The 25,973-nt window shown below is 72.9% G+C and carries 25 protein-coding genes and 1 riboswitch; of the genes, 12 read left to right on the forward strand and 13 right to left on the reverse strand.

Going from position 1 to position 25,973, the window contains the following annotated elements:
• Positions 1 to 7 precede the first annotated feature (7 nt).
• Positions 8 to 1,450 carry an NADP-dependent phosphogluconate dehydrogenase gene (gene gndA / locus OC439_RS22500; protein WP_262015156.1) on the reverse strand — a complete coding sequence of 481 codons (1,443 nt, stop codon included), beginning with the start codon at positions 1,448 to 1,450 and terminating at the stop codon, positions 8 to 10.
• A 365-nt stretch (positions 1,451 to 1,815) separates the two neighbouring features.
• On the opposite strand from gndA, the gene OC439_RS22505 reads away from it, so the two are divergent.
• Positions 1,816 to 2,181: a hypothetical protein gene (locus OC439_RS22505; RefSeq protein ID WP_262015157.1), complete on the forward strand. Its 366-nt coding sequence runs from the start codon at positions 1,816 to 1,818 to the stop codon at positions 2,179 to 2,181.
• A 214-nt stretch (positions 2,182 to 2,395) separates the two neighbouring features.
• Here the strand turns inward: OC439_RS22505 and OC439_RS22510 are convergent, their stop codons facing one another.
• The 3 genes from OC439_RS22510 to OC439_RS22520 all read right to left on the reverse strand — a co-directional run bounded on the left by OC439_RS22510 (position 2,396) and on the right by OC439_RS22520 (position 5,329).
• Positions 2,396 to 3,196, reverse strand: coding sequence for an energy-coupling factor transporter transmembrane component T family protein (locus OC439_RS22510; RefSeq protein ID WP_262015158.1), 801 nt, complete (start codon positions 3,194 to 3,196; stop codon positions 2,396 to 2,398).
• On the reverse strand, positions 3,193 to 4,626 hold the full coding sequence (locus tag OC439_RS22515; RefSeq protein ID WP_262015159.1) for an ABC transporter ATP-binding protein: 1,434 nt from the start codon (positions 4,624 to 4,626) through the stop codon (positions 3,193 to 3,195). The genes OC439_RS22510 and OC439_RS22515 overlap by 4 nt, the downstream gene beginning before the upstream one ends.
• 112 nt (positions 4,627 to 4,738) lie before the next feature.
• The gene (locus OC439_RS22520) at positions 4,739 to 5,329 is read right to left on the reverse strand and encodes an ECF transporter S component (RefSeq protein ID WP_262015160.1); all 591 of its coding nucleotides are present in this window, start codon (positions 5,327 to 5,329) and stop codon (positions 4,739 to 4,741) included.
• A gap of 75 nt (positions 5,330 to 5,404) precedes the next feature.
• A riboswitch (TPP riboswitch) is annotated at positions 5,405 to 5,511 on the reverse strand.
• 76 nt (positions 5,512 to 5,587) lie between these two features.
• Between OC439_RS22520 and OC439_RS22525 the strand changes: the two genes are divergently transcribed.
• From OC439_RS22525 to OC439_RS22540, 4 genes are all read left to right on the forward strand, one after another.
• Positions 5,588 to 6,424, forward strand: a complete 837-nt coding sequence (locus tag OC439_RS22525) for an alpha/beta fold hydrolase (RefSeq protein ID WP_262015161.1) — start codon at positions 5,588 to 5,590, stop codon at positions 6,422 to 6,424.
• Positions 6,421 to 7,170, forward strand: a complete 750-nt coding sequence (locus OC439_RS22530) for an SIS domain-containing protein (RefSeq protein ID WP_262015162.1) — start codon at positions 6,421 to 6,423, stop codon at positions 7,168 to 7,170. The genes OC439_RS22525 and OC439_RS22530 overlap by 4 nt, the downstream gene beginning before the upstream one ends.
• A 91-nt stretch (positions 7,171 to 7,261) precedes the next feature.
• Complete coding sequence (locus tag OC439_RS22535; protein ID WP_194802334.1) at positions 7,262 to 7,762, forward strand: DUF6328 family protein; 501 nt, start codon at positions 7,262 to 7,264, stop codon at positions 7,760 to 7,762.
• Between the two features lie 107 nt (positions 7,763 to 7,869).
• Positions 7,870 to 9,843 carry an acyl-CoA dehydrogenase family protein gene (locus OC439_RS22540; RefSeq protein WP_262015163.1) on the forward strand — a complete coding sequence of 658 codons (1,974 nt, stop codon included), beginning with the start codon at positions 7,870 to 7,872 and terminating at the stop codon, positions 9,841 to 9,843.
• 45 nt (positions 9,844 to 9,888) lie between these two features.
• Here the strand turns inward: OC439_RS22540 and OC439_RS22545 are convergent, their stop codons facing one another.
• From OC439_RS22545 to OC439_RS22575, 7 genes are all read right to left on the reverse strand, one after another.
• Entirely contained in the window at positions 9,889 to 10,056 is a 168-nt protein-coding gene (locus OC439_RS22545; RefSeq protein WP_262015164.1) for a hypothetical protein, read from the reverse strand.
• 9 nt (positions 10,057 to 10,065) lie between these two features.
• Complete coding sequence (locus OC439_RS22550) at positions 10,066 to 10,671, reverse strand: hypothetical protein (RefSeq protein WP_262015165.1); 606 nt, start codon at positions 10,669 to 10,671, stop codon at positions 10,066 to 10,068.
• A 52-nt stretch (positions 10,672 to 10,723) separates the two neighbouring features.
• Positions 10,724 to 11,026, reverse strand: coding sequence for an ArsR/SmtB family transcription factor (locus tag OC439_RS22555; RefSeq protein ID WP_013287947.1), 303 nt, complete (start codon positions 11,024 to 11,026; stop codon positions 10,724 to 10,726).
• Positions 11,027 to 11,069: 43 nt separating this feature from the next.
• Positions 11,070 to 11,945, reverse strand: coding sequence for a metal ABC transporter permease (locus tag OC439_RS22560; RefSeq protein WP_262015166.1), 876 nt, complete (start codon positions 11,943 to 11,945; stop codon positions 11,070 to 11,072).
• A 1-nt stretch (position 11,946) separates the two neighbouring features.
• Positions 11,947 to 12,711 carry a metal ABC transporter ATP-binding protein gene (locus OC439_RS22565; protein ID WP_262015167.1) on the reverse strand — a complete coding sequence of 255 codons (765 nt, stop codon included), beginning with the start codon at positions 12,709 to 12,711 and terminating at the stop codon, positions 11,947 to 11,949.
• On the reverse strand, positions 12,708 to 13,655 hold the full coding sequence (locus OC439_RS22570; RefSeq protein WP_262015168.1) for a metal ABC transporter substrate-binding protein: 948 nt from the start codon (positions 13,653 to 13,655) through the stop codon (positions 12,708 to 12,710). The genes OC439_RS22565 and OC439_RS22570 overlap by 4 nt, the downstream gene beginning before the upstream one ends.
• A gap of 88 nt (positions 13,656 to 13,743) precedes the next feature.
• A complete protein-coding gene (locus OC439_RS22575) occupies positions 13,744 to 14,007 on the reverse strand; it encodes a DUF6703 family protein (protein ID WP_262015169.1) in 264 nt (87 codons plus the stop codon).
• A gap of 27 nt (positions 14,008 to 14,034) precedes the next feature.
• On the opposite strand from OC439_RS22575, the gene OC439_RS22580 reads away from it, so the two are divergent.
• From OC439_RS22580 to dusB, 5 genes are all read left to right on the forward strand, one after another.
• The gene (locus OC439_RS22580) at positions 14,035 to 14,376 is read left to right on the forward strand and encodes an antibiotic biosynthesis monooxygenase family protein (protein ID WP_262015170.1); all 342 of its coding nucleotides are present in this window, start codon (positions 14,035 to 14,037) and stop codon (positions 14,374 to 14,376) included.
• A 94-nt stretch (positions 14,377 to 14,470) separates the two neighbouring features.
• Complete coding sequence (locus tag OC439_RS22585) at positions 14,471 to 14,944, forward strand: hypothetical protein (RefSeq protein WP_262015212.1); 474 nt, start codon at positions 14,471 to 14,473, stop codon at positions 14,942 to 14,944.
• 113 nt (positions 14,945 to 15,057) lie between these two features.
• Entirely contained in the window at positions 15,058 to 16,437 is a 1,380-nt protein-coding gene (locus OC439_RS22590) for a glycine--tRNA ligase (RefSeq protein WP_013475540.1), read from the forward strand.
• A gap of 155 nt (positions 16,438 to 16,592) precedes the next feature.
• Complete coding sequence (locus OC439_RS22595) at positions 16,593 to 18,017, forward strand: MFS transporter (RefSeq protein WP_262015171.1); 1,425 nt, start codon at positions 16,593 to 16,595, stop codon at positions 18,015 to 18,017.
• 37 nt (positions 18,018 to 18,054) lie between these two features.
• A complete protein-coding gene (gene dusB / locus OC439_RS22600) occupies positions 18,055 to 19,218 on the forward strand; it encodes a tRNA dihydrouridine synthase DusB (protein ID WP_262015172.1) in 1,164 nt (387 codons plus the stop codon).
• 72 nt (positions 19,219 to 19,290) lie between these two features.
• On the opposite strand, the gene OC439_RS22605 is transcribed toward dusB, so the two are convergent.
• Positions 19,291 to 19,938: a C39 family peptidase gene (locus OC439_RS22605; RefSeq protein ID WP_262015173.1), complete on the reverse strand. Its 648-nt coding sequence runs from the start codon at positions 19,936 to 19,938 to the stop codon at positions 19,291 to 19,293.
• Positions 19,939 to 20,493: 555 nt separating this feature from the next.
• On the reverse strand, positions 20,494 to 22,434 hold the full coding sequence (locus OC439_RS22610) for a beta-N-acetylhexosaminidase (protein ID WP_410054948.1): 1,941 nt from the start codon (positions 22,432 to 22,434) through the stop codon (positions 20,494 to 20,496).
• Positions 22,435 to 22,744: 310 nt separating this feature from the next.
• On the opposite strand from OC439_RS22610, the gene ppdK reads away from it, so the two are divergent.
• Both ppdK and OC439_RS22620 read left to right on the forward strand, forming a co-directional pair.
• Positions 22,745 to 25,480, forward strand: a complete 2,736-nt coding sequence (gene ppdK / locus OC439_RS22615) for a pyruvate, phosphate dikinase (RefSeq protein WP_262015174.1) — start codon at positions 22,745 to 22,747, stop codon at positions 25,478 to 25,480.
• A gap of 115 nt (positions 25,481 to 25,595) precedes the next feature.
• Positions 25,596 to 25,949, forward strand: a complete 354-nt coding sequence (locus OC439_RS22620; protein WP_262015175.1) for a VOC family protein — start codon at positions 25,596 to 25,598, stop codon at positions 25,947 to 25,949.
• Positions 25,950 to 25,973 lie beyond the last annotated feature (24 nt).

Below are 25,973 nucleotides of genomic sequence, written 5' to 3' on the forward strand. Positions count from 1 at the left end.
GTGCGGCTCACGCCTCCACTTCGGAGCGGTCGCCCGCCCACAGCGTGTGGAACGAGCCGGCCCGGTCCACCCGGTGGTACGTGTGCGCGCCGAAGTCGTCCCGCAGGCCCTGGATCAGCGCGGCCGGCAGTCGCTGCGCCCGCAGCGCGTCGAAGTAGGCCAGCGACGACCCGAAGGCCGGGGCCGGGACGCCCGCCCGGGCCGCGTCGGCCACCACCCGTCGCCAGGCCGGTACGCCGGCGCTGACCCGCTCGGCGAACCACGGCGCGACGAGCAGCGTCGACAGGTCCGGCTCCGCGTCGTAGGCCTCCCGGATCCGGTCCAGGAAACCGGCCCGGATGATGCAGCCGCCCCGCCAGATGGTGGCCGTACCGCCCAGGTCGATGTCCCAGTCGTACTCCCGGCTGCCGGCCCGGATGTGGTCGAAGCCCTGCGCGTACGCGACGATCTTGCTGGCCAGCAGCGCGCGGCGCACGTCCTCGACGAACGCGTCCCGGTCGTCCACCTGCCACTTGTCGCCCGCGTCGGCGAACACCCGGCGGGCGGCCTCGCGCTGGTCGGCGTGGCCGGACAGCGACCGGGCGAACGTGGCCTCGGCGATGCCGGTGATCGGGATGCCGAGGTCCAGCGCGCTCTGCACGGTCCAGCGGCCGGTGCCCTTCTGCTCGGCCTGGTCGAGCACGATGTCCACGAACGGCTGGCCGGTGGCCGCGTCGGTGTGGCCGAGCACGTCGGCGGTGATCTCGATGAGGAACGACCCCAGCTCGCCGCCGTTCCACTCCCGGAAGATCTCCGCGATCTCCGCCGGGCTCGCCGACAGACCGGCCCGCAACAGGTCGTACGCCTCGGCGATGAGCTGCATGTCGGCGTACTCGATGCCGTTGTGCACCATCTTCACGAAGTGGCCCGCGCCGTCCGGCCCGATGTGCCGGCAGCAGGGCTCACCGTCCACCTGCGCGGCGATCTTCTCGAAGATCGGCCCCAGCTTGCGGTACGACTCGGCCGAACCACCCGGCATGATGCTCGGGCCGAGCAGCGCGCCCTCCTCGCCGCCGGACACGCCGGTGCCGACGAAGTGCAGCCCGTGCTCGCGCAGCGCTTCCTCCCGGCGGCGGGTGTCGGCGAAGTGCGCGTTGCCGCAGTCGACGACGATGTCCCCCTCCTCCAGCAGCGGGACCAGCTCGTCGATCACCGCGTCGGTGGGCGCACCGGCCTTCACCATCACGATCACCGCGCGGGGCCGCTCCAGCGAGCCGACGAAGTCCGCGAGCGACTCCGACGGCACGAACGTGCCCTCGTCGCCGTGCTCGGCCACGAGGCTGCGGGTACGTTCCGGCGACCGGTTGTGCACCGCCACGGCGAAGCCGTTACGGGCCAGGTTCCGGGCCAGGTTGCGGCCCATCACCGCCAGACCGGTGACCCCGATCTGCGCCGTCGCCTGCTCTGCCATGCGTACCGCCACCTCTCGTTCGTGCTGCCGTGCTGCGACCGTATCGCGGTCGCCGGGGGAGCGGGCGGGGACGTCGACAGGGCGTGATCGGCGGGTGGCCGTGCGTCTCGCGCGGGCGCGTCCGCGTTCTCTCCCGTAAATCGGGTGCGGACCTCCGGACGGCGGGATAGCGTTGCCGCATGCGTAAGTGACGCCCCACCTCCGAGCCCGGTCCACCGCCGCCAGTGCCGTGGACCCGTCCTGCTCCGGGCGTCCGCATTCCTTCCCCGCCACCGTCGGTCGCGGTGTCTGTCGTGATCGGAACGCACCGGAGCCCTCGCTCGGCGCGTCCCGGTCGGCGCGCCCGCACGACAGGAGGCCCGCGAATGCCCGCGAAGCGCAATCCGAAGAAGTCCCGCAAGCAGTCGTCGCCGCAGGTGACCACGCCGAACCTCGACGCGCTCACGGTGACGCCACCCGCGGTGGTGCTCCCCACCGAGCCGTTGGCGTCCACCGTGTCCCCGGTGGTGCTTCCCACCGAGCCGGCGGCGCCCGCCGTGTCTCCGGATGCGGTGTCGCCAGTCCTGGCTGCGCCGACGGTGTCGCCCTCGGAGTCTCCGGAGACCCCGGTCCTGCCGGGCGCATCCGCGACGCCGCCCAGATCGGGCCCACCGGCAGGGCGGCAGGCCCGGTTCACCGGGCGGAGCCAGCGCGCCGGCCAGACCCGGTTCTACGCCTTCCGCCGCAGCTGACCGACAGCCCCGCCCGAGCCTCCCCGAAGATCTTGGAGGATTCCGGCCCCCATAGGGGCCCTTCCGTACCAAGATCTCGCCCGGCTCTGGTTGATCATGAAGTTGGCGGCGACAAAACGGGCAACCGGTGCCGTCAACTTCATGATCAACGGGGCGGGGGCGGGGGCGGGGGCGGGGGCGGGGGCGGGGGTGAGGGAGGGAGGGGAGGGGCGGGTCAGCCGATCAAGGGGCGGAAGGTGCCCAGGGCGATGCTTGTGGCCAGGGCGCCGCCTGCCAGCAGCGCGGCGCCCGCCACGAGCAGGGCGTCGGCGCGGGTGAAGCGCTGCGGGCGGGCAACGGTGCGTGGGGTGCCCGCGTCGAAGCCCCGCGCGTCCATCGCCACCGCCAGCCGGGTACCCCGCCGGATCGCGCCCACCAGCAGGGTGAACGCGGTGGACGCGAACAGCCGCAGCTTCGCCACCGGGTTGCGGCCGGCGTCCACGCCGCGGGCCCGGCGGGCCATGCTGATCATCCGCCACTCCTGTTCCAGCAGCGGCACCATCCGGAACGCGGCGAGCGCCCCGATGGCGAACCGGGCGGGTGCCTTGGCGTTCTGGATCAGCGCGTCGGCCAGGTCGGTCGGGTCGGTGGTGGCGAACACGACGATGCCGGGCAGCGCCACGGCGAGCATCCGCAGCACCAGTCCGAGCGCGGTCATCAGCACGCCCTCGGTGACCAGCACCGGGCCGGCTTCGAGCAGGACCCGGCCGGAACGGTCGGCCGCGAAGAGCACCAGCGTGATCAGGATGCCGACGGCGCCGGCGAGCAGCGGCCAGGCCCGGCGGGCCAGCACCCGGTAGCGGACACCGAACAGCGGCAGCACCGCGAGTTCGACGGCGATGGCGATGGCCGGGGCCACCGGGTCGAGCGTCGCCACCAGGATCAGCGTGAAGACCACAGCGGCGGCCAGCTTCGCCACCGGGTTGCGCCGGGCCAGCGGGGCGCCGGGCGCGGCGACCGGTTCGAGGCCGATCACGTGACCACCCCGTCGGGGGAGCGGCGCAGGGTGAGCGTCCGGTCGGCCAGCGCGGCCACGAAGTCCTCGTCGTGGGTCACCGTGACCAGGCCGTGCCCGGCGTCGCGCAGCTCGGCGAGCAGGTCGACCAGCTCCAGCCAGGTCCGCCGGTCCTGGCCGAACGTGGGTTCGTCGCAGATCAGCAGGCGGGGCGCCGTGGCCAGCGCGGTCGCCACGCTCAGCCGCCGCGCCTCCCCACCCGAGAGGGTGTACGGGTTGGCGCCGGCCAGCCGGTCCAGCCGCAACCGGTGCAGCAACCCGTCCACGGTGGCGGTGACCGCCGACTCAGGCCGACCGGTGCGGCGCGGGCCGAGCGCCAGCTCGTCGCGCACCGTGGCGGTGACGAACTGGTGCTCCGGGTCCTGGAACACCGAACCGATCCGGCGGACCAGCGCGGGTGCCCGCCAGCGGTGCGGGGGAGTACGCGCGTCCCGCCCGGCGAGTTCCGCCGACGCGGTGACGGCGCCCGTGCCGGGCTTCAGCAGGCCGCCCAGGAGCAGCGCCAGTGTGGACTTCCCGGCCCCGTTGGGACCGAGGACGGCGAGCGCTTCGCCGGCGCGTACCCGAAGGTCGGTGGGGTTGAGCCGCGGCGGCAGGCCGAGCCGCTCCGCGGTGAGCAGCACGTCGCCGGGCGGCGTGGTGGCGTGCCGGGGCGGCGCGACGTGGCCGGGTACCCAGACCCCGGCGGCCGCAAGCGCCTCGCCGTGCGCGGCGAAGACCGCGTCGGGCGGCCCGTCGGCGCGCACGCCGCCGCCGGGTTCCAGCACCACGACGCGGTCGACCAGCGGCAGCGCCTCGGTGACCCGGTGCTCGACCAGGACCATCGTGGTGTCCGGGTCGAGCGCGTTCGCGACGGCCCGGCGGATCAGGCCGGCGCCGGCCGGGTCGAGGTTGGCGGTGGGCTCGTCGAGCAGCAGCAGCCCGGGGCGCAGCGCGAGCGTGCCGGCCAGCGCGAGCCGCTGCTGCTCGCCGCCGCTGAGCGCCGCGGTGGGGCGGTCCCTGTCGTACGGGAAGCCGACCCGGTGCAGCGCCTCGTCGACGCGGGACCAGATCTCCCCGGCGGGTACGCCACGGTTCTCCAGCCCGAACGCCACGTCGTCGCCGGAGCGGGCCATGACGAGCTGGGTCTCCGGGTCCTGGAAGACGATGCCGACGCGCTCGCGGGCCTTGCGCGGGTCCAGCCCGTCGATCTCGACGGTGCCCTCCTGCTCGCCGGAGTCCTCCGGCAGCAGCCCGGCCAGTGCGGCCAGCAGCGTGCTCTTACCGGCGCCGGAGGGTCCGAGCAGCAGCACCCGCTCGCCGCTCTCCACGCGCAGATCCACCCCGCGCAGAGCCCAGCGTTTCCGTCCCCCGTGCCGCCACCCGAACCCCCGGAGCACCACCCCGCTCACCGCCCACCACCCCCTCTCCCGGCCCAGCCTGCGTGATCAAGGAGTTCGCGTCCGGAGAACCGTGCCCGGCGGACGCAAACTCCTTGATCACCGGGGCGGGGCGAGGCGAGCCTCAGACCAGGGCGCGGTCGCGGCCGGCGGGGAAGCGGTCCAGGACGCCGGTGTTCGCCAGCGCGCGGGTGAGGACGTGCGCGCCCAGACCGGCGACGATCGTGGCGCTGACGATCGTGATCAGCGCATACGGGAGGCGGTAGGAGGCGAAGTCGAACGCCTTGTTCCAGTAGACGAAGTCGAAGATCGCCGCGCCGAGGCCGGTCAGCGCACCGGCCAGCACCGCCACCGGCAGTCGGAACGAGCGGTACCGGAACGCGGCGAAGGCCAGCTCGGCGCCGATGCCCTGCATCAGGCCCTGGAGGATCACGATGCTCGCCCACTGGCTCCCCAGCAGGGCGGAGATGATCGCGGCCACCGTCTCGCAGTACAGCGCGGCACCCGGCTTGCGGATGATCAGACCGGCGAGCACCGCCGGGATCAGCCACACGCCGTAGAGCACGGCCTGTGCCGGCGGGAAGAACGCGAACGCCGCGTCGGTGGCGCTCCAGAGCAGGCCCCAGGCCCAGAACACGACGCCGAAGGCGACGGCGATGACCGAGGCGACGACGATGTCGATGGTACGCCAGCGGTTGCTGTCGGTGTGGTTCACGGTTGGCTCCCAGTTCGTCGAGGTGAACCAGGAGAAGACGCACGCCGCGTCCGGTTGTCACCGGACGGCGACGCGGCTGGAGGTCGACCGAACTCCCTGCGCTGGCATTACCCAGATCAGGTTCGAGGGTCTGCGGGCACCGGCCCGCACTCTCAGCGCTGTGCGCTCCCCTGTCGGATGTGAAGTTGTCTCGTCGCAGACGCTAGCACCGACCACGGCCCGGGGCCCAGCAGGGCGAGTGTCGGTATGGTGGCGATCATGCTGGTGGATGCGCGGGGACTGACGTTCGAGGTACGCGCCGGCGGCCCCGAGGGCGGTGACCCGGTCCTGCTGCTGCACGGCTTCCCGCAGCACTCCGGGGAGTGGGACGCGGTCACGCCCGCGCTGCACGCCGCCGGGCTGCGCACGTACGCGCTCGACCAGCGCGGCTACTCGCCCGGCGCGCGTCCGGCGGACGTCGGGGCGTACCGGATTCCGGAGCTGGTGGCCGACGCGGCCGCCGTGCTGGACGCGCTCGGGGTGACCCGCGTGCACGTGGTGGGCCACGACTGGGGCGCGATCGTGGCGTGGGGCCTGGCGGCGGCGCACCCGGCGCGGGTGCGGACGCTGACCGCGGTGTCGGTGCCGCACCCGGCCGCGATGGGCCATGCGCTCGCCACCGACCCGCGGCAGAAGGTCAAGTCCGCGTACATCGCCTTGTTCCGCAAGCCCGGTACGGCGGAGAAGGTGCTGCTGGCGTGGAACGGCGCCACACTGCGCAAGCTGCTCAGCGGCGTGGGCGACGCCGGCACTGTCGCCCGGTACGCCGAGCCGATGCGTGAGCCGGGCGCGTTGACGGCGGCGCTGAACTGGTACCGCGCGATGACCGGTGCGGACATGAAGGCGGTCGCCCCGGTCGGGGTGCCCACCACGTTCGTCTGGAGCGACAAGGACGTGGCGATCGGCCGGACCGCGGCGCAGGCGTGCGCCGCGCACGTCACCGGTGACTACCGGTTCGTGGAGCTGTCCGGCGTCAGCCACTGGATCCCGGACGAGGCGCCCGGCCCGCTGGCCGAGGCGATCCTCGCCCGGTGCGCAGGAACGGAGGAGGCATGACGGTGAGCGCCGAGGCGTACCTGGCGGTGGTGACCGAGACGATCGGCCGGGTCGCCGCCGAGCAGCGGCAGAACGTCGCCGACGCAGCCGACCTGATCGCGGCGGCGCTGCAGGCCGACGGGGTGGTGCACGCGTTCGGCACCGGGCACTCCGAGGCGCTGGCCATGGAGATCGCCGGGCGGGCCGGCGGGCTGGTGCCCACCAACCGGATCGCGCTGCGTGACCTGGTGCTGATCGGCGGCGACCCGGCCGACGTGCTCGGACCGAAGCTGGAACGCGACCCGGCGGTCGCGCACCGCCTCTACGAGCTGGCGCCGATCCGTCCGCAGGACGTGTTCGTGCTGGCCTCGAACTCGGGCGTGAACGGGGCGATGGTCGAGTTCGCGTCCATCGTGAAGGAACGCGGGCACGGGCTGGTGGCGATCACGTCGGCACAGCACTCGGCCCGGATGACGTCGCGGCACCCGTCCGGCCGCAAGCTGGCCGACTTCGCCGACGTGGTGCTGGACAACGGCGCCCCCTACGGCGACGCGACGCTGCCGCTACCGGGTGGCGGCAGCGTCGGCGCGGTCTCCTCGATCACCGCGGCGTTGCTCGCCCAGCAGATCGTCGCCGAGGTGGTGGCCCGGCTGGTCGCGGCGGGGCAGCGCCCGCCGGTCTACCTGTCCGCGAACATCACCGGCGGCGACGAGCACAACGCCGAGCTGGAGGCACGGTACGCGGGCCGGATCCGCCGCGGTTCCTGAACCGGTTTCGTGATCAGCCGTACGGGGCACTGGCGCTCCTGCCGGTGGGCGTTCACCCGCCGGCCGTGCCGTCTCCCGGGGAGGTCCGCGAGTGTCGAAGGAATCCGAGAAGCAGCGCTGGCAGCGCAACTTCGCCGACCTGTTGCAGGAGCTGCGGGTCGCGCAGACCGGTGTGCAGATCCTCTTCGCCTTCCTGCTGACGCTGCCGTTCAGCAACGGGTTCGGCCGGACCACGGAGTTCCAGCGCGACGTCTACATCCTGGCGCTGCTGACCGCCGCCGCGTCCGCCGCGATGATCATCTCTCCGGTCGCGTTCCACCGGGCGCTGTTCCGGCAGGGGCGTAAGCCGGAGCTGGTCCGGTTCGCCCACCGGATGGCCACCGGTGGCCTGTTCTTCATGCTGATCGCGATGGTCAGCTCGGTCCTGCTGGTCACCGACTTCGTGCTGGACCGGCCGATCGCGTTCCTGCTCAGCGCGCTCACCGGCGTGTGGTTCCTGATCTTCTGGGCGATCCTGCCGTTCAGCCGGCGCAACTGGGGTGAGGACGACATCGACGACGAGGACGACAGCCCTCAGTCGCTGACCGACTGACGGTCCGCCAAATCGGACGTGCACGCAGCGCTACCCCTGGGTAACACCCGGGGGTAGCGTCGTTTTCGTCGCACGCGTCGACGCAGCCGGACCGCGAGGAGGCAGCCGTGACCACGACACAGAACAGCCGGCCCGAGTCACCGGACGGCGCGGGGCCGCTGCCCACCGAGGCGGGCCAGGTCTCCGAGAAGGAGGCCCGCCAGGTCGCCGAGGCGGCCCGCGAGTCGGCCTGGGACCGGCCCAGCTTCGGCAAGGAACTGTTCCTCGGCCGGTTCCGGCTCGACCTGATCGACCCGTGGCCCCGCCCCGACCCGGCCGAGGCGGCCCGCGCGGACGAGTTCCTCGGCGCGCTGCGCGCGTACCTGACGTCCGAGGTGGACGGCGAGGCGATCGAGCGGGACGCGCGCATCCCCGACGAGGTGTTCCACGGCCTGGCCGGGCTCGGCACGTTCGGCATGAAGATCGACCGGAAGTACGGCGGGCTGGGGCTGAGCAACCTGCACTACTGCCGGGCGCTGATGCTCGTCGGCTCGGTGAACCCGGCGGTCAGCGCGCTGCTCTCCGCGCACCAGTCGATCGGCGTGCCGCAGCCGCTGAAGATGTTCGGCACGCCCGAGCAGAAGGACCGGTTCCTGCCCCGGCTCGCCGCCGGTGAGGTCTCCGCGTTCCTGCTCACCGAGCCGGACGTCGGCTCCGACCCGGCCCGGCTCGCCACCACCGCCGAGCCGACCGCGGACGGCACCGGCTACCGGCTCAACGGCGTGAAGCTCTGGGCCACCAACGGCACGCTCGCCACGCTGCTGGTGGTGATGGCCCGGGTGCCGGCCGGTGAGGGGCGGCGCGGCGGCATCACCGCGTTCGTGGTGGAGGGCGACAGCGACGGCATCACCGTGGAGCGGCGCAACTCCTTCGTCGGACTGCGCGGCCTGGAGAACAGCCTCACCCGGTTCCACGACGTGTTCGTGCCGAAGGAGAACGTGATCGGCGGTGAGGGCAAGGGCCTCAAGATCGCTTTGACCACGTTGAACACCGGCCGGCTCTCGCTGCCGGCCATGTGCGTCGGCGCCGGCAAGTGGGCGCTCAACGTGGCCCGCGAGTGGGCGGCGGACCGGGTCCAGTGGGGCCGCCCGGTGGGCGAGCACGAGGCGGTGGCGAAGAAGCTCTCCTTCATCGCCGCCACCACGTACGGCATGGAGTCGATGCTCGACCTGTCCTGCATGCTCGCCGACGACGACCGCAACGACATCCGGATCGAGGCGGCGCTGGTCAAGCTCTACGCCAGCGAGATGGCCTGGCGGATCGCCGACGAGCTGATCCAGATCCGCGGTGGCCGCGGCTACGAGACGGCCGACTCGCTCGCCGCTCGCGGGGAACGGCCGGCCGCCGTCGAGCAGCTCCTGCGCGACCTGCGGATCAACCGGATCTTCGAGGGCTCCACCGAGATCATGCACCTGCTGATCGCCCGCGAGGCGGTCGACGCGCACCTGTCCGTCGCGGGCGACATCATCGACCCCGACGCCGGGCTGGGACGCAAGGCGAAGGCGGGCGCGCGGGCCGGCGCCTTCTACGCGAAGTGGCTGCCCACGCTCGCCGTCGGCAAGGGGCAGACGCCCGGGGCGTACCAGGAGTTCGGGCCGTTGGCCGGGCACCTGCGCCACGTCGAGCGGACCTCCCGCAAGCTGGCCCGGTCGACGTTCTACGCGATGTCCCGGTGGCAGGGGAAGATGGAGCGCAAACAGGCGTTCCTCGGCCGGGTGGTGGACATCGGCGCGGAGCTGTTCGCGATGAGCGCGGTCTGCGTCCGGGCCTACGCCGAGCGGGACGCGCACCCGGAGAACGTCGAGCTGGCCGATCTGTTCTGCCGTCAGGCGCGGCTGCGCGTCGACGAGCTGTTCACCGGCCTGTGGTCGAACACCGACTCGGTGGACGTGGCCGCCGCCAAGCGGATCGTCGCCGGCCGGTACGCCTCGGTGGAGGAGGGCGTCGTCACCCCGCCCGCCGACCTGCCCTGGGTGGCCCGCTGGGAACCGGGGCCGTCCACCGAGCAGGACGTCCGCCGTCGCATCCCGCCGGCCGGCTGACCGGACCACCCCGGCGGCCGTCCGCCCGGACGGCCGCCGCGGCGGTCAGCGCGCGATCGCCCAGGCCAGGATGCCGGCCAGGATCAGGCCGTTGAGCCCGGCCAGCACCAGGTACGCCGACGGCGGGATCTTGCGGCCCTTGCGGACGAAACTCACCAGCACGGCCGCGTATCCCAGCAGCAGCACGGCGACGACGATCAGGAAGTACAGCACCGGCACACCTTACCGGCCGCCACGCAGCCCCAGTTCGCGCAGCTCCAGCGCGGCGAGCGCGTCGACTGTCGCGTCGTCGCCGCGCCGCCACGCCTCGGCGACGTCGGGCGCGATCCGGGTCAGCTTCGACAGCGGCTGACCCGCCAGTGCGCGCAGCGCCAGCAGGTCCCGGCCGGCCGGGACGCCCGCCAGGGCCTTCGCCGCGCCGGCCCGGCGCATCCAGCGCAGGCGCAGCGGCAGCCAGCCGAACAGCACCAGGCCGAGCGGGAACACCAGCACCGCGACGGTCAGCCCGAGCGCGAGCTGCCCGACCAGCTCCTGCTGGTCGCGGCCCGCCTCGGCGACCGCGCGGGCGGCGTCGGCGGCGCGGGTGAACGGCGCGGTCAGCTCGTCGCCGACGATCGGCACCCGGCGGACCTTGCCGCCGGCCTCGGCCAGGTTATCGGCGAGCCCACCACCGGCCCCCTCCAGCTTCTGCCCGGGTACGGCGAGCTTCTCGACCACGTCGTGCAGCCACAGCGCGAAGCGGATCGCCGCGTACACCCAGACGACCACGAGCAGGTCGGTGAGGAACTGGCGGACGGCGATGGGAAAACGGTCGGCGTAGATCTTCACGCCGGACAGCGTCCCACGGCACGGGCGCGTCGGCACCTGGCCGATTTCCCGCTCAGTGCGACCCTTCACCGGCGTGACTGACCGCGTCCGCCACGATGTGCGCGACGTGGTCGTCGACCAGCGCGTACGCGATCTCCCGGCCGCGCCGCGACCCGCGCACCACCCCGGCGCCGCGCAGCACCCGCAGGTGCTGGGAGACGAGCGGCTGCGGCGCGCCGAGCTTCTCGACCAGCTCGTGCACGCAGCGTTCGCCCTCGGCCAGCTCGCTGACGATCGCGAGCCGGATCGGGGCCGAGAGCGCGCGCAGCAGGTCACCCGCACCCTCGAAGGCGTCGTACCCGTTCGTGCCGGTCACCCTGTAACGGTAACCAATCCCAGCTGCGCCGGCGGGCAGGGCCTCACCGCAGCAGCACCTCGTGCTCGACCGGCTCCGGCGGCGGCGTGGCCCGGTCGGCCCGCACCCGGCGCCGCAGCGCCCGCACACCGGCCGCCGCGAGCGCGACCAGCAGGAACGAGCCGATCGCCACGAGCACCACCGACGCGCCGGGCGCGGTGTCGGCGGTGGCGGCCACCCAGACCCCGGTGCCGGCGGCGAACAGGCCCAGCGCCATGGCCGCCGTCATGGTGGAGCGGAAGCCCCGGGTCACCTGCTGCGCGGTCGCCACCGGCACCACCATCAGCGCGCTGATCAGCAGCACCCCGACCGCCCGCATCGCGATGGTCACCGTGACCGCGGTACCGACCGCGATGACCAGGTTCAGCGTCCGCACCGGCAGGCCGGACACCCGGGCGTACTCCTCGTCGTGGCACACCGCGAACAGCGCCGGACGCAGCACCAGCATGGTCACCAGCAGCACCACGCCGAGGACGCCGATGGTGATCAGGTCGGTGCGGGAGGTGGTGGTCAGCGACCCGAACAGGTACGCGTTGAGCGACCCGCTGCTGGCGTCGGAGAGCCCGACCAGCATCACGCCACCGGCGATGCCGCCGTAGAACAGCAGCGCCAGCGCCAGATCGCCGGAGGTGCGCCCGTACGCGCGGACCAGCTCGATCACCACCGCGCCGAGCGTCGCGGCGATCACCGCCACCAGCACCGGGGAGTGGTTGAGCAGCAGTCCCGCGCCGACGCCGGTGAGCGCCACGTGCCCGAGCCCGTCGCCGATCAACGCCAGCCGCCGCTGCACCAGGTAGATGCCGAGCGCCGGGGCGGCCAAACCGATGATCAGCGCGCCGACCAGGGCGCGGAGCATGAAGTCGTACTGGAAGAGATCCATCTCAGATGCCTGTCCAGAGCCGGGCGGGCTCCTCGTCGCAGTGCGGGTGCACGTGCTCGTGGTCCGGGTCGGCGTGGTGGCCGGCCGGTTCGGGCACCGCGCCGTCGTGGGCGATCCCGCCCTGGTGCACCACCACGGCCCGGCTGATCAGCGGGCGCAGCGGGCCCAGCTCGTGCGCGACGAGCAGCACCGTGCCGCCGCCGTCGCGGAACGCGCGCAGCGCCCCGGCGAACGCCTCCTGGCTGGCCGCGTCCACCCCGGCGGTCGGCTCGTCGAGCACCAGCAGCTCCGGCCCGCCGGCCAGCGCGCGGGCGATCAGCGTGCGCTGCTGCTGGCCGCCGGAGAGCGTGGACACCGGGTCACCGGCCCGGTCGGCGAGCCCGACCGCGTCCAGCGCCGCCGCCACCGCCTCCCGGTCCGCCCGCCCGGCCGGACGCAGTACGCCCCGGCGGGCCAGCCGCCCGGACGCCACCACCTCGCGCACGGTGGCGGGCACTCCGCTGCCCGCGCCGAGCCGCTGCGGCACGTACCCGATGCGGTGCCACTGCCGGAAGCGGCGCTGCGGCGTGCCGAACAGGGCGACCGACCCGGCGCCGACCGGCACCAGGCCGAGCGCGGCGCGCACGAGCGTCGACTTGCCGGAGCCGTTGGCACCGAGCACGGCGACCACCTCTGAAGCGGTCACTGTCAGCGAGACGTCACGCAGCACCGGGCGGCCGTCGTAGCCGACGGTGGCGTGCGCGATCTCGATCACGGGTGAGGTCATGAACAGTCCAGAGCGGTTCGCAGGGTCTGCAGGTTGGTGCGCATCGCGGAGAGGTAGTCGCCGTCGGCGGGCGGGCCCTCCAGCGGGTCCAGGACCGCCGTCTTCGCCCCGACCTCACGTGCGATCGTCTCGGCGACCTTCGGGCTGACAAGCGTCTCGAAGAAGATCGTGCCGGCCTGGTGCTCCCGGGCCTCCTCGGCGACCTCGGCGAGGCGCTTCGGGGACGGCTCGGACTCCGGGGTGAGCCCGCTGATGCCGATCTGCTCCAGCTGGTAGCGCTCGGTCAGGTAGCCGAACGCGGTGTGGCTGGTGACGATCTCCCGGCGCTGGCAGGTGCGCAGGCCGTCGGCGTACTCGGTGTCGAGCTTCGTCAGCTCGGCGCGCAGCGCGCCGGCGCGGGCGGTGTAGTCGGCGGCGTGGTCCGGGTCGGCCTTGCCGAGCCGCTCGGCGAGCTTGTCGCCGATGGTGGCCAGCCGGGTCGGGTCGAGCCAGACGTGCGGGTCCTTGCCGCCGCCCTCCTCGGCGTGCCCGGCCTCGCCCTCGTGGTCGTGGTCGTGCCCACCGGCGGCGGCGTCCCGCAGCGGCGTGACGCCCGCCACGTCGAACGCGCGGTCGCCGCCGTTCTGCTCCACCGCCTCGTCCACCGCCGGCTGGAAGCCGCTGAGGTAGACGACCACGTCGGCGTCGACCACCTGGCCGACCTGCCGCGGGTTGAGCTCCAGGTCGTGCGGCTCGGCGCCCGGCTTGGTGAGGTTGCTGACCGCGACCGTGTCGCCGCCGATCCGCTCGGCGAGGAACTGGAGCGGGTAGAACGCGGCCACCACGTCGACCCGGCCGGGCTCGCTCGCGCCGCCCGAGCCGTCGGCGCAGGCGGTCAGGCCGGCGGCGGCGAGCAGGGCGGTGGTTGCGGCGGTCAGGATGCGGCGCGGTGCACGAACGGTCATGGGCTCAACTGTCCGCGACAACGAAAACTATTGTCAAAAACGCATGATTGCATGTCAGCGCAGGTCAGCTCGGCTCTGCTTCGTGCGGTCAGTCGACCATGAGCTTCGCCAGCGCCACCGCGATCAACAAGGTCAACATCACCAGCCGGAGCATCCGGGTCGCCGGCGCCTGCACCGGCCAGGTGACCGACATCAGCCAGACCAGCCCGCCGGCCAGCACGAGCAGCAGGACGCCACCCGCCGGGCCGGGCGCGAACAGGCCGACAAGCACCAGGGCCAGCGCGGCCAGGAACACCGCCGTCGGGTTGAGCCGTGCCAACCGGGACAGCACGGGACTCTGCGTACGCTGCATGCCACGAACTCTACGAGGAGGAACCCCGTGCTGGTCACCAACCGCTTCGTGGTGGAAGCCGAAACGGTGGACGAGTTCACCCGTGCGGCGCACGCCGCGCTGGCCGCGCTCGCCGCCCGCCCCGGCTACCTGCGCGGTGAACTGCTGCGGGCGCTCGACGACCCGGACCACTGGCTCCTGGTCACCGAGTGGGAGTCGGTCGGTGCGTACCGGCGGGCGCTCGGCGGATTCGACGTCAAGGTCACCGCCGTGCCGCTGCTCGCCCGATCGGTGGACGAGCCGTCGGCGTACGAGACGCTCGCCGGCGCCGCCCCGGAGGGGGAGGTCGTCGTCGTCGCCAGCGATCGTGCCGCAGGCCCGTACCGCTGAGTGCCGGGGCACTACCCTGGCGCGTATGACCGCTCCCGGACCGGCCGCGCCACCCCCGTCGTCAGTTCCGCCCGCGCCGCCGGCGGACCCCGGGGTGCCCACGCCGCCGCAGGGACCCGGCGCCGTGCCGCCGTTCGCCGCCCCGCCCACCGAGGGCGGGCGGACCCGGCTCTGGCTCGGCCTCGGCGCGGGCGCGCTCGCAGTGCTGATCTGCTGCGGCGGAGGCGGCGCCGCGGTGGTCGGCCTGGCCGTGAGCAACGCCCAGGCGATCGGCGAGCAGGGCCGGGCCGTCACGAACGACTACTACCAGGCGCTCGTGGCCCGGGAGTGGTCCAAGGCGTACGACACGCTCTGCGACGACATCCGGCGACGCGAGCCCCGGCGCGAGTTCGAGCGGCGAGTGGCGACCGAGCCGCAGATCTCCGGCTACCGGGTCGGCGAGGTCGACCTCAACACGCTCACCGTGCCGGTGGACGTCACGCTCGCCGGCGGCCGCCGGGAGGCGCAGACCGTGACGCTGGCACCCGACCAGCAGACGGGCGGCGTGGAGGTCTGCGGGGTGAGCTGACCGGCCCCCGGTATTCTGCTGGGCTCGGGACGGACACGGTCGTACCGTTGTCCCGAACAGCCCGGTTCTATCCATCTCAACCGCGCCGACCGCCAGCCGGCGTAGGAGGAAACATGCCAGCCGACCGTATCGACGCCGTCACCAGCCTCGCCAAGCGCCGGGGCTTCGTCTTTCCCTCCAGCGAGATCTACGGGGGCACCCGGTCGGCGTGGGACTACGGTCCGCTCGGCGTCGAGCTGAAGGAGAACGTCCGCCGGCAGTGGTGGCGGACCATGGTGCAGCAGCGCGACGACGTCGTCGGCCTCGACTCGGCGGTCATCCTGGCCCGCAAGGTCTGGGAGGCCAGCGGCCACATCGCCGAGTTCGTCGACCCGCTCACCGAGTGCCAGTCCTGCCACAAGCGATTCCGGGCCGACCACCTGGAAGAGGCGTACGAGGCCAAGCACGGCAAGCCGCTGACCTCGCTGACGGAGCTGAACTGCCCCAACTGCGGCAACAAGGGCACCTTCACCGAGCCGAAGATGTTCAACGGCCTGATGAAGACCTACCTGGGCCCGGTGGAGAGCGACGAGGGCATGCACTACCTGCGCCCGGAGACCGCCCAGGGCATCTTCGTCAACTACAAGAACGTCGAGACGGTCGCCCGCAAGAAGCCGCCGTTCGGCATCGCGCAGACCGGCAAGTCGTTCCGCAACGAGATCACCCCCGGCAACTTCATCTTCCGGACCCGCGAGTTCGAGCAGATGGAGATGGAGTTCTTCGTCGAGCCCGGCACCGACGAGCAGTGGCACGAGTACTGGCTCTCCGAGCGCTGGAACTGGTACCTCGACCTCGGCCTGTCCGAGGAGAACCTGCGCTTCTACGAGCACCCCAAGGAGAAGCTCTCCCACTACTCGAAGCGCACCGTCGACATCGAGTACCGGTTCCGGTTCGGCGGCAGCGAGTTCGCCGAGCTGGAGGGCATCGCCAACCGCACCGACTTCGACCTGTCCACGCACAGCAAGCACTCCGGCGTCGACCTGTCGTACTTCGACCAGGGCAAGGGCGAGCGCTGGATGCCGTACGTGATCGAGCCGGCCGCCGGCCTCACCCGCGCGGTGCTGGCGTTCCTGCTGGAGGCGTACGACGAGGACGAGGCGCCGAACACCAAGGGCGGCGTGGACAAGCGCACCGTCATGCGGTTCGACCCGCGTCTGGCCCCGGTCAAGGTCGCCGTGCTGCCGCTGTCGCGCAACGAGGCGCTGTCGCCGAAGGCCAAGCAGCTCGCCACCGACCTGCGCAAGCGCTGGGTGGTCGAGTTCGACGACTCGCAGGCGATCGGCCGCCGCTACCGCCGGCAGGACGAGATCGGCACGCCGTTCTGCGTCACTGTCGACTTCGACACGCTCGACGACAACGCGGTCACGGTCCGGAACCGGGACACGATGGCCCAGGAGCGCGTCTCCCTGGACCAGGTCGAGCGCTATCTGATCGAGCGCCTGCCCGGCTGCTGACGTCGCACGGAGAAGGGCGCCGTCGCCGACGGCGCCCTTCTTCATGTTCCCCGCACGGGACGACAGGTCGACGTGTCTGAATCCCGCGAGCCGGTTGTCGTTAGCCGGCGGGAGCACGGGGTAGCAGATCCCTCACCGGCAGCGGAGGGGGCGAGATGCGGCAGGCGACCAGCGGACCGTCCGCCACCCCGGCGCCCGCGGTGGTGACGCATCGGTGGCCCACCGCACTGGTCCTGGCCAGCGCCATGTTCCTGGTGCTGTTCGACAGCCTGGCGGTGGCCACCGCGCTGCCGCGCATCGGTGACGAGTTCCGCCTCGGCCCGGCCCGCCTCCAGTGGGTCGTGACGCTGTACTCGCTGAGCATCGGCGGCCTGCTGCTGCTCGGGGGCCGGCTCTGCGACCTGTGGGGGCGACGCCGGCTGATCGTCGTCAGCCTCGCGCTGGCCACTGTCGGCTCGGCCCTGGCCGGGCTGGCGACCGCGCTGTTCCCGCTGCTGCTCGGCCGGGTGCTGCAGGGCGCCGGGGCGGCCCTCGCCATCCCGGCGACCCTGGCCTCGGCGGCGACGTTCTTCCCCGATGAGCCGTGGCGCAGCCGGGTGTTCGCGGTCGTCGCCGCCGCCGCGAACACGGCCGGCCTGGCCGGGGCGATCGTCGGCGGCCTGATCACCTCGCACCTGGGCTGGCGCTGGGTCTTCCTGGCCACCGTGCCGGTCGGACTGGTGGCGATGGTGGCGGCCCGGCTGCTGCTGCCGGCGAGCCGGCCCGAACCGGGCGGCCGGCAGCGGCTGGACCTCGCCGGGGCGGTCCTCGCCACCGGCATGCTGCTCGCGCTGATCTTCGGTGCCAACCGGATCGCCGAGTCGGGTCCGGACCCGGTCGGGCTCGGCGCGGTCGCCGCCTCCCTGGTACTGCTGTTCCTGCTGGTGAGCGTCGAGCGGCGGGTGGCCGACCCGCTGGTCCGGCCGTCCCTGCTCCGGTCGCGCCCGCTGGTCGCCGGTTGCCTCGCCTTCGCCGCGCACTCGGCGGCGTACGCGGTGGTGGTGGTCGTGGGCAGCCTCTACCTGCAGGAGATCCACGGTCTGTCCCCGGCGGGCGCCGGGCTGGTGCTGGCCCCGGTGCTGCTCGGCGCGCTGGTCAGCGCCGCTCCGGCCGGCGCGCTGATCCGCAGGTTCGGCGCGCGGCGGGTCGTGGCTGTCGCCCTGGGCCTGTGCGCGGTCACGCTCGCGCTGGTGGCGGTCAGCGCGGGCGGCCCGCTGATCCTCGTCACGGCCATCCTGGTCGCCTGGGGGCTCAGCGCCGGTCCGATCTACGTCGGGCTGACCCGGGTGTGTGTCGGTGACGCGCCGCCGGGCGACCAGGGAACGGCCTCGGCGGTGTTCGAGTCGACCACCCACGTGGCCGGGGCGATCTCCGTGGCGGTCTTCCTCACGCTGCTCGCCGCCGGGGTCGGCTACGGCGTCGTGCAGTTCGTCGGCGCCGTAGCGGGCGGGCTGGGCGTCCTCGCGCTGCTGCTGATCATGCCGGCGGGGGAACCCGGGGCCGCGCCGTCGCCCGCGCCGCAGCGGGTGGCGGCCCGGTAGGCGTCGATACCCGAGAACGCCTCCCTACACTGGTCAGGTGACTGCCCCGACCCTGCCCGCGTTGACCATCGGCCCGCACCGGGTGTGGCCGCCGGTGGTGCTCGCGCCGATGGCCGGGATCACCAACGTCGGCTTCCGCCGGCTCTGCCGTGAGCAGGGCGGTGGCATCTACGTCTGCGAGATGATCACCACCCGCGCGCTCGTCGAGCGGAACCCGAAGACGCTGCGCATGATCGCCTTCGGCGCCGAGGAGCACCCTCGCAGCCTCCAGCTCTACGGCACCGACCCGGAGATCACCGCCGCCGCCGTACGGATCGTGGTCGAGCGCGACCTGGCCGACCACATCGACCTCAACTTCGGCTGCCCGGTGCCCAAGGTGACCCGCAAGGGCGGCGGCTCGGCCCTGCCGTGGCGTCGCCGGCTGTTCGCCCGGCTGGTCAAGGCCGCGGTGGACGCCGCGTCACCCGCCGGGGTGCCGGTCACCGTGAAGATGCGCAAGGGCATCGACGACGACCACCTGACGTACGTCGAAGCGGGGCTCGCCGCGCAGGACGCGGGCGTCGCGGCGGTCGCCCTGCACGGGCGTACGGCCGCGCAGCGCTACTCCGGCACCGCCGACTGGGACGCGATCGCCACGCTCAAGTCGGCGCTCGACGTGCCGGTGCTCGGCAACGGCGACATCTGGGAGGCCGACGACGCGCTGCGGATGGTCGCGCACACCGGCGTCGACGGTGTGGTGATCGGGCGCGGTTGCCTGGGCCGGCCGTGGCTGTTCGCCGACCTGGAGGCCGCGTTCAACGGGAGCGCCGAGCGGCGGCTACCGAGCCTCGGCGAGGTGGCGGTGACGATGCGGCGGCACGCCGAGCTGCTGGTGGAGCAGTTCGTGGCGGGCGCGCGCAACCCGGCCCGGGGCGAGCGGGACGGCTGCACCGACTTCCGCAAGCACGTCGCCTGGTACCTGAAGGGCTTTCCGATCGGCAGCGAACTGCGCCGCTCGCTCGCCATGATCGAGAGCCTGGCGCAGCTCGACGACCTGCTCGGCAAGCTCGACCCGGCCGTACCGTTCCCGGTGGAGAACCTCGGCCAGCCGCGCGGCCGCACCAACTCCCCGGGCAAGGTCTTCCTGCCCGACGGCTGGCTGGCCAGCCGCGACGACGACACTCCGCCCGACGGCGCCGAGCTGGACGACTCCGGCGGCTGACCCGCTGACCCCGGACACGCCGAAGGGCCCGACCCCTGTTCTGGGGTCGGGCCCTTCGCCATTGTCACTCGGTCAGGAGCTGTAGCCGCGGCTGGCGATCCAGTGCGCCAGGGCGTCCACGTCCATGCGGTACGAGGCCTGGTTCGGGTTGGCCGAGTCGGCGATCGTCACGACCTTCCCGCCGTCGCGGTAGCCGACCACGCTGATGTAGTGGCCACCCTCGAACGAGTGGGCGTTGCCGTCGGTGTCGGTCGCGGTGCCGGCGATGTTCGCCACCACGGCCCGGCCGTCGTCGACCGTGCGCACCACGTCGGCACGCAGCTTCTCCACCTTGTCGCCGGCCTTGTCCACCGGGATCTCGGTCGACTTGTAGACGTCCTTACCGGTCTCCTTGTTCAGCACCGGCGTGATGTCGTTGATGGAGTTGGTGCCGTCCTCGGTGGTGCCCATCTCCTCGGCCATCGCGTGCACGTCGATGTTCTTGCCCTGCACGCTCAGCGCGTTCCGGGCCGCGGCCGGGCCACAGAAGTAGAAGTTGGGCTGCGCCTCGTAGCGCACGTCCAGCTCCCGCTCACCGTGCTTGCGGTCGGTGGTGACCTGGGCGGCGGCACGCTCGGCCGGAGTGGCCTGGGCGGCGATGGCGGGGCCGGCGATGCCACCAGCGGTGGCGGCGATACCGGCGACGGTCAGAACGGTCTTGCGCAGCAGAGTGGTAGCCATGATCAGTTGCCTCTCTGTCGGGGGTACGCGGCGATGGGGGATGCCGCGAAGAAAGATCAGGTGGCCCGGTATGTGCGTCGGGCCGGTGACCTGCACGGGCGGCCAGGGGGACGGCCTGCTCCGGCGGCTCGGGGATGTAACGACCGGGGGCCCGGGGTCATTCCCGGGGCGCTGCCCGGCGGTGGGGCCGGCTCGACAGGCGCTGTCGGCCTGCTCGGCGGCCCGGTGATGTAACGACCGGCGTCCCGGCCCGATTCCCGGCCCGAGGGGGCGGGCGGTCGGCGGGTGCGGCGCGGTCTGCCATGTACAACGCCCCGCACCCACCCCCGATTCCACGCCACCGGTGACCCCCACCACCCGAAATCCGGACATCGCCCCCACCGGGCCCGCCGCCGACACCGACCCCGCCCGCCCTCACCGCAGCCACCCGGCCCGGCCACGCCCGAGGGGCTCCCCTCACCGGGGTGAGGGCGTCGATCATGAAGTTGGCGGTGTCTTGTGTCCGGTTTGTCGCCGTCAACTTCATGATCGACGGGTTCGGCGACCCCGCGCGGGTCAGGGAGTGGTTGGGGAGGGGTGGGGAGTGGGCTGGGTGGGGATCTGGGCTGGGGTGGTGGGCCAGGGGATTTCGGGGGACTGGTGGAAGGTGATGCCGGCGGTGGACCAGCGCGGGCCGTGGCCGGCGAGCCGGCTGCGGAACCGGGACCAGTCATGCGTCTCGCGGGGTGACCAGCCCAGCTCGGCGACGGCGGGCAGACGCGGGAAGAGCATGAACTCGACCTCGGCCAGCGTGGTGACCGACTCGGTCCACAGCGGGGCCTCCACCCCCAGCACCGCCTCGGCCGGTACGCCCCGCACGTGAGTGGCCGGATCCCACTCGTATGCCCGGCGTACGTCGATCAGGCCCGCCCAGTCGTGTCCGATCGGGGTGTCCGGGGCGTACTTCATGTCCAGGTACGCGTGGTTGCCGGGGGAGAGGATCAGCCGGGCGCCCCGGCGTACCGCGTCGGCGGTCTCCGGGTCGTCCCCGTTCGTACCCCACCACTGCAGGACGCGCCCGTCGACGTGTTCGGCCGGGGCGAGCTGGTGCCAGCCGACGACGGTCTTGCCGGTGGCGGCGACCAGCCGTTGCGCCCGCGCCACGAACGCGCGGTAGCTGTCGGCCGGCACCTTGAACGCCTCGTCGCCGCCCAGGTGCAGCCACGGCCCGGGCGTCAGCGCGGCCACCTCGCCGAGCACGTCTGCGACGAAGGCGTACGTCCGCTCGTCGGCGGGGTCGACGAAGCTGAAGCCGACCTCGGTGCCGGTGTACGGCGGCGGCGCGACCTTGCCGGGCGCCAGTTCGGGGTACGCGACGAGCGCCGCGTTTGTGTGGCCCGGCAGGTCGATCTCGGGCACCACTGTCACGTGGCGGCGGGCGGCGTACGCGACGATCCGGCGGTAGTCGTCACGGGTGTACCAGCCGCCCGGGCCGCCACCGACCGCTGTCGTGCCGCCGACCTCGGCGAGCCGGGGCCAGGAGTCGACGGCGATCCGCCAGCCCTGGTCGTCGGTGAGGTGCAGGTGCAGGTGGTTGAGCTTGTAGCGGGCCAGGTGGTCGATCACCCGCAGTACGTCCTCGACCGGGAAGAAGTGGCGCGCGACGTCGAGCATCGCGCCCCGGTAGGGGAAGCGGGGCCGGTCGACGATCGTGCCGCCGGGGATCGCCCAGCGCGCGGCGACAACGGCCGGGTTCTCGATCGGCGCGGGTAGCAGCTGCCGCAGTGTCTGCGCGCCGTGGAACAGCCCGGCCGGGGTGGCGGCGGTGATCCGCACGCCGCCGGCGGTCACGTCGAGGCGGTAGCCCTCATCCCCGAGCCGCACGTCGCCCGGCCCGCCGGAGCCGCCGGACTCGCTGGAGCCGCCGAAGCCGCCCGATCCGCCGAAGCTGCCGGAGCCGCCCGATCCGCCGGCCCCGGTGGAAGCCGCCGCGGCCAGCGTGAGCGTCAGCGGGCCGCCCTCGGCGGTGTCGGCGACCGGGAGCGGGAAGCCGGTGGCCGGGCGCAGCCACCCGGCGAGCTGTTCGGCCACGTCCCGCCCGGCGGGGCTGACCCGCAGCACCGCGTCCGCGCTCAGTGTGAAGTCACCCGCCGGGTCGGGGCGCACCTGCTCGGGCGCCGGCACCACGTCGTCGAGCCGGACCGGCGCCGGACCGGCGAGCGCCCCGGCGGCCCGGCCCGCGGCGACCCGGGCCAGCTCGGCGGAGGACGCCGCCACACCCGGCAGGCCGTCGGCGGGCGCCGCCACACCGGGCAGGTCGGGGGAGGAGGGCGCTGCCGCACCGGGCAGGTCGGGGGAGGAGGGCGCTGCCGCACCGGGCAGGCCGACGGGGGACGCCGCCGGGGCGGGCGCGCCGGGCGAGGCCGCATCCGGCGGCGGCAGGTCGCCGGAAGGGCTGGTGGGAGGGGTGTCGGACGGCTCCGGCCCGATCTGCGGGGCGGCGGGGTTTGTCGGCACGGCGACGGCTCCGAGGGTGTATTCGCGCGGGATATGGCAAAGGTCAGGTTCCGCGAGATGCAGTGACGTCAAGAGTACGAGGGGAAGCGGAATTGCGTGATCGTGCTCGTGGAAGCGTTCCCAAAAACCCGTACGAACGCGGATTGTGGTGACCGTTGTGCCGAAAGTCACCGAACGCTCCCAGGTTTCTCGAAACTCGCCTAGCCTTCGGCCCACCGACGCTGACGAGCCGGGATTGCCGGTGGTCACTACCGGGGTATGTCCGAACTGAACCTTCGTTAAGTGTCAATGGCGCGCGTGGGAGGCTCTGGTGGCAGCGCACGATCCGGTCGAGCAGAAGTACGTCTACGACTTCGCCGAGGGCAACAAGGATCTCAAGGATCTGCTCGGCGGCAAGGGGGCCAACCTGGCCGAGATGACGAATCTCGGCCTGCCGGTTCCGCCCGGCTTCACGATCACCACGGAGGCCTGCAAGGCGTACCTGACGACCGGGCGCGAGCCGGACGGCCTGGCCGCGCAGATCGAGGCGCACCTGGAGTCCCTGGAGCGCGAGATGGGCCGGCGCCTCGGCGACCCGGACGACCCGCTGCTGGTCTCGGTACGCTCCGGCGCCAAGTTCTCCATGCCGGGCATGATGGAGACCGTCCTCAACGTCGGCCTCAACGACCGCAGCGTCGAGGGACTCGCACGACAGGCCGGTGGCAGTGCTGACCGGGCCGCCTCCGGCGGCGCAGACAGGTTCGCCTGGGACTCGTACCGGCGGCTGATCCAGATGTTCGGCAAGACCGTCTGCGAGGTGCCGGGCGAGGAGTTCGAGCACGCGCTGGACGAGATCAAGAGCGCCAAGGGTACGCACAACGACCTCGACCTGGACGCCGACGACCTGCGCGGGCTGGTCGACGCGTACAAGAAGATCTTCGCCAAGCACACCGGCCGCGAGTTCCCGCAGGAGCCGCGCGAGCAGCTCGACCTCGCCATCCGCGCGGTCTTCGACTCGTGGAACGCGGAGCGGGCGATCCTCTACCGCCGGCAGGAGCGCATCCCGGCCGACCTGGGCACCGCGGTCAACGTGGTGACGATGGTCTTCGGCAACCTCGGTCCGGACTCCGGCACCGGCGTCGCGTTCACCCGCGACCCGGGCAGCGGCGCGCAGGGCATCTACGGCGACTACCTCGCGAACGCCCAAGGCGAGGACGTGGTCGCCGGCATCCGCAACACGGTGCCGTTGCAGGAGCTGGAGCAGCTCGACAAGACCTCCTACGACCAGTTGCTCGGCATCATGGCCCGGCTGGAGGAGCACTACAAGGACCTCTGCGACATCGAGTTCACCATCGAGCGCGGCAAGCTCTGGATGCTGCAGACCCGCGTCGGCAAGCGCACCGCCGCCGCCGCGTTCGTCATCGCCGGGCAGCTCGTCGACGAGGGCCTGATCGACCTGGACGAGGCGCTGCACCGGGTCAACGGCGCGCAGCTCGCCCAGCTGATGTTCCCGCGCTTCCAGCTCGACCACGAGTTCGAGGCGGTCGCCAAGGGCATCGGCGCCTCCCCGGGCGCGGCGTCCGGCAAGGTGGTCTTCACCTCGGCCCGGGCGGTCGAGCTGGCCGCCGAGGGGGAGTCGGTGATCCTGGTCCGCCGGGAGACCAACCCGGACGACCTCAACGGCATGATCGCCGCCCAGGGCATCCTCACCTCGCGGGGCGGCAAGACCAGCCACGCCGCCGTGGTGGCCCGCGGCATGGGCAAGACCTGCGTCTCCGGCGCCGACGAGCTGGACGTGAACGTGCCGGCGAAGAGGTTCACAGTGGGCGACCACGTGGTGAACGAGGGCGACGTGGTCTCGATCGACGGCACCACCGGCAAGGTCTACCTCGGTGAGGTGCCGGTCATGCCGTCCGAGGTGGTGCAGTACTTCGAGGGCGAACTCGACCCGGAGAACACCGACGACGCGCTGGTCCGCTCCGTACACCGGATCATGACGCACGCCGACGCGGCGCGGCGGCTGCGGGTACGCACGAACGCCGACACCGGCGCGGACGCGGCCCGGGCGCGGCGCTTCGGCGCCGAGGGCATCGGCCTGTGCCGCACCGAGCACATGTTCCTCGGCGACCGGCGCGAGCTGGTCGAGCGGCTCATCCTGGCCTCCGGCGACAAGGAGCGGGAGGACGCGCTGGCCGCGCTGCTGCCGCTGCAGCGGGCCGACTTCATCGAGATTTTCCGCGAGATGGACGGCCTGCCGGTCACCGTGCGGCTGATCGACCCGCCGCTGCACGAGTTCCTGCCTCCGCTGGAGCAGCTCGCGGTGAACGTCGCGGTCGCCCAGGAGCGCGGCGAGGACGTCGCCAAGGAGGAGGCGCTGCTCGCCGCCGTGCGGCGGATGCACGAGGAGAACCCGATGCTGGGCCTGCGCGGCGTACGCCTCGGCCTGGTCATCCCCGGCCTGTTCGCCATGCAGGTCCGCGCGATCGCGGAGGCCGCCGTCGCGGTCGTCCGCGACGGCGGCACCGCCTGCCCGGAGATCATGGTGCCGCTCGTCGGGGCCGTGCAGGAGCTGGAGACGGTACGCACCGAGGCCGAGCGGATCATCGCCGAGGTGGTCGGGGACAGCGGCGTCGAGGTGCTGATCGGCACGATGATCGAGGTGCCCCGGGCGGCGCTGACCGCCGGACAGATCGCCGAGGCGGCCGAGTTCTTCTCCTTCGGCACCAACGACCTGACCCAGATGGGCTGGGGCTTCTCCCGCGACGACGTGGAGGGCGCGTTCTTCTGGCGGTACCTGGAGCTGGGCATCTTCGGCATCTCACCGTTCGAGTCGATCGACACCGACGGTGTCGGCCGGCTGGTGCGCATCGCCGCCGAGGAGGGCCGGGCGGCCCGTCCGGGGCTGAAGCTCGGCGTCTGCGGCGAGCACGGCGGTGACCCGGACTCGGTGCACTTCTTCCACGAGGTCGGGCTGGACTACGTCTCCTGCTCTCCGTTCCGGGTGCCGGTGGCCCGGCTGGAGGCGGGCCGGGCGGCCATCACCACCACGGGTTCGGACTCCCGCTGACCGGGCGCGGGGCCGCCGGTGTCCGCCGGCGGCCCCGCGTACGCCCGGCGCGCCTTTCCGGCCTCCTCGGCGTAACCTGAGCTTCCGCCACGTGTCGATCAGGAGGGGTGGCCGCATGACCGCCGTCTGGGAGAACCTGACCATCGACGCCCGGGACCCGTCCCGGCTCGCCAGTTGGTGGGCGGAGGCCCTCGGCTATCAGGTGATCACCGACAAGCCGGACGAGGTGGAGATCCGCCGGACCCCCGACACGACGCCCGGGCTCGTCTTCGTACCGGTCGCCGGGCCGAAGGAGGGAAAGAACCGGCTGCACATCGACCTGCGCCCGGCCGACATGGAGGCCGAGGTGGAGCGCCTCGTCGACATGGGCGCCCGGCACGTCGACATCGGCCAGGGAGACGTGGAGTGGACGGTGCTCGCCGACCCGGAGGGCAACGAGTTCTGCGTTCTCCGGGAGCGCGAGGAGTGAGCCGGTCTTGCGAGCCCCGCAGTC

The organism is Micromonospora sp. Mcm103, assembly GCF_024519755.1.
In the GTDB taxonomy this organism is placed as follows: Bacteria; Actinomycetota; Actinomycetes; order Mycobacteriales; family Micromonosporaceae; genus Micromonospora; species Micromonospora aurantiaca.

Excerpts from the sequence above, each read along its gene's own strand:
- gndA (WP_262015156.1), bottom strand. The coding sequence starts at position 1,450 with ATGGCAGAGCAGGCGACGGCGCAGATCGGGGTCACCGGTCTGGCGGTG.
- OC439_RS22505 (WP_262015157.1), top strand. The coding sequence starts at position 1,816 with ATGCCCGCGAAGCGCAATCCGAAGAAGTCCCGCAAGCAGTCGTCGCCG.
- OC439_RS22525 (WP_262015161.1), top strand. The coding sequence starts at position 5,588 with ATGCTGGTGGATGCGCGGGGACTGACGTTCGAGGTACGCGCCGGCGGC.
- OC439_RS22530 (WP_262015162.1), top strand. The coding sequence starts at position 6,421 with ATGACGGTGAGCGCCGAGGCGTACCTGGCGGTGGTGACCGAGACGATC.
- OC439_RS22560 (WP_262015166.1), bottom strand. The coding sequence starts at position 11,945 with ATGGATCTCTTCCAGTACGACTTCATGCTCCGCGCCCTGGTCGGCGCG.
- OC439_RS22565 (WP_262015167.1), bottom strand. The coding sequence starts at position 12,711 with ATGACCTCACCCGTGATCGAGATCGCGCACGCCACCGTCGGCTACGAC.
- OC439_RS22570 (WP_262015168.1), bottom strand. The coding sequence starts at position 13,655 with ATGACCGTTCGTGCACCGCGCCGCATCCTGACCGCCGCAACCACCGCC.
- OC439_RS22575 (WP_262015169.1), bottom strand. The coding sequence starts at position 14,007 with ATGCAGCGTACGCAGAGTCCCGTGCTGTCCCGGTTGGCACGGCTCAAC.
- OC439_RS22590 (WP_013475540.1), top strand. The coding sequence starts at position 15,058 with ATGCCAGCCGACCGTATCGACGCCGTCACCAGCCTCGCCAAGCGCCGG.
- OC439_RS22595 (WP_262015171.1), top strand. The coding sequence starts at position 16,593 with ATGCGGCAGGCGACCAGCGGACCGTCCGCCACCCCGGCGCCCGCGGTG.
- OC439_RS22605 (WP_262015173.1), bottom strand. The coding sequence starts at position 19,938 with ATGGCTACCACTCTGCTGCGCAAGACCGTTCTGACCGTCGCCGGTATC.
- OC439_RS22620 (WP_262015175.1), top strand. The coding sequence starts at position 25,596 with ATGACCGCCGTCTGGGAGAACCTGACCATCGACGCCCGGGACCCGTCC.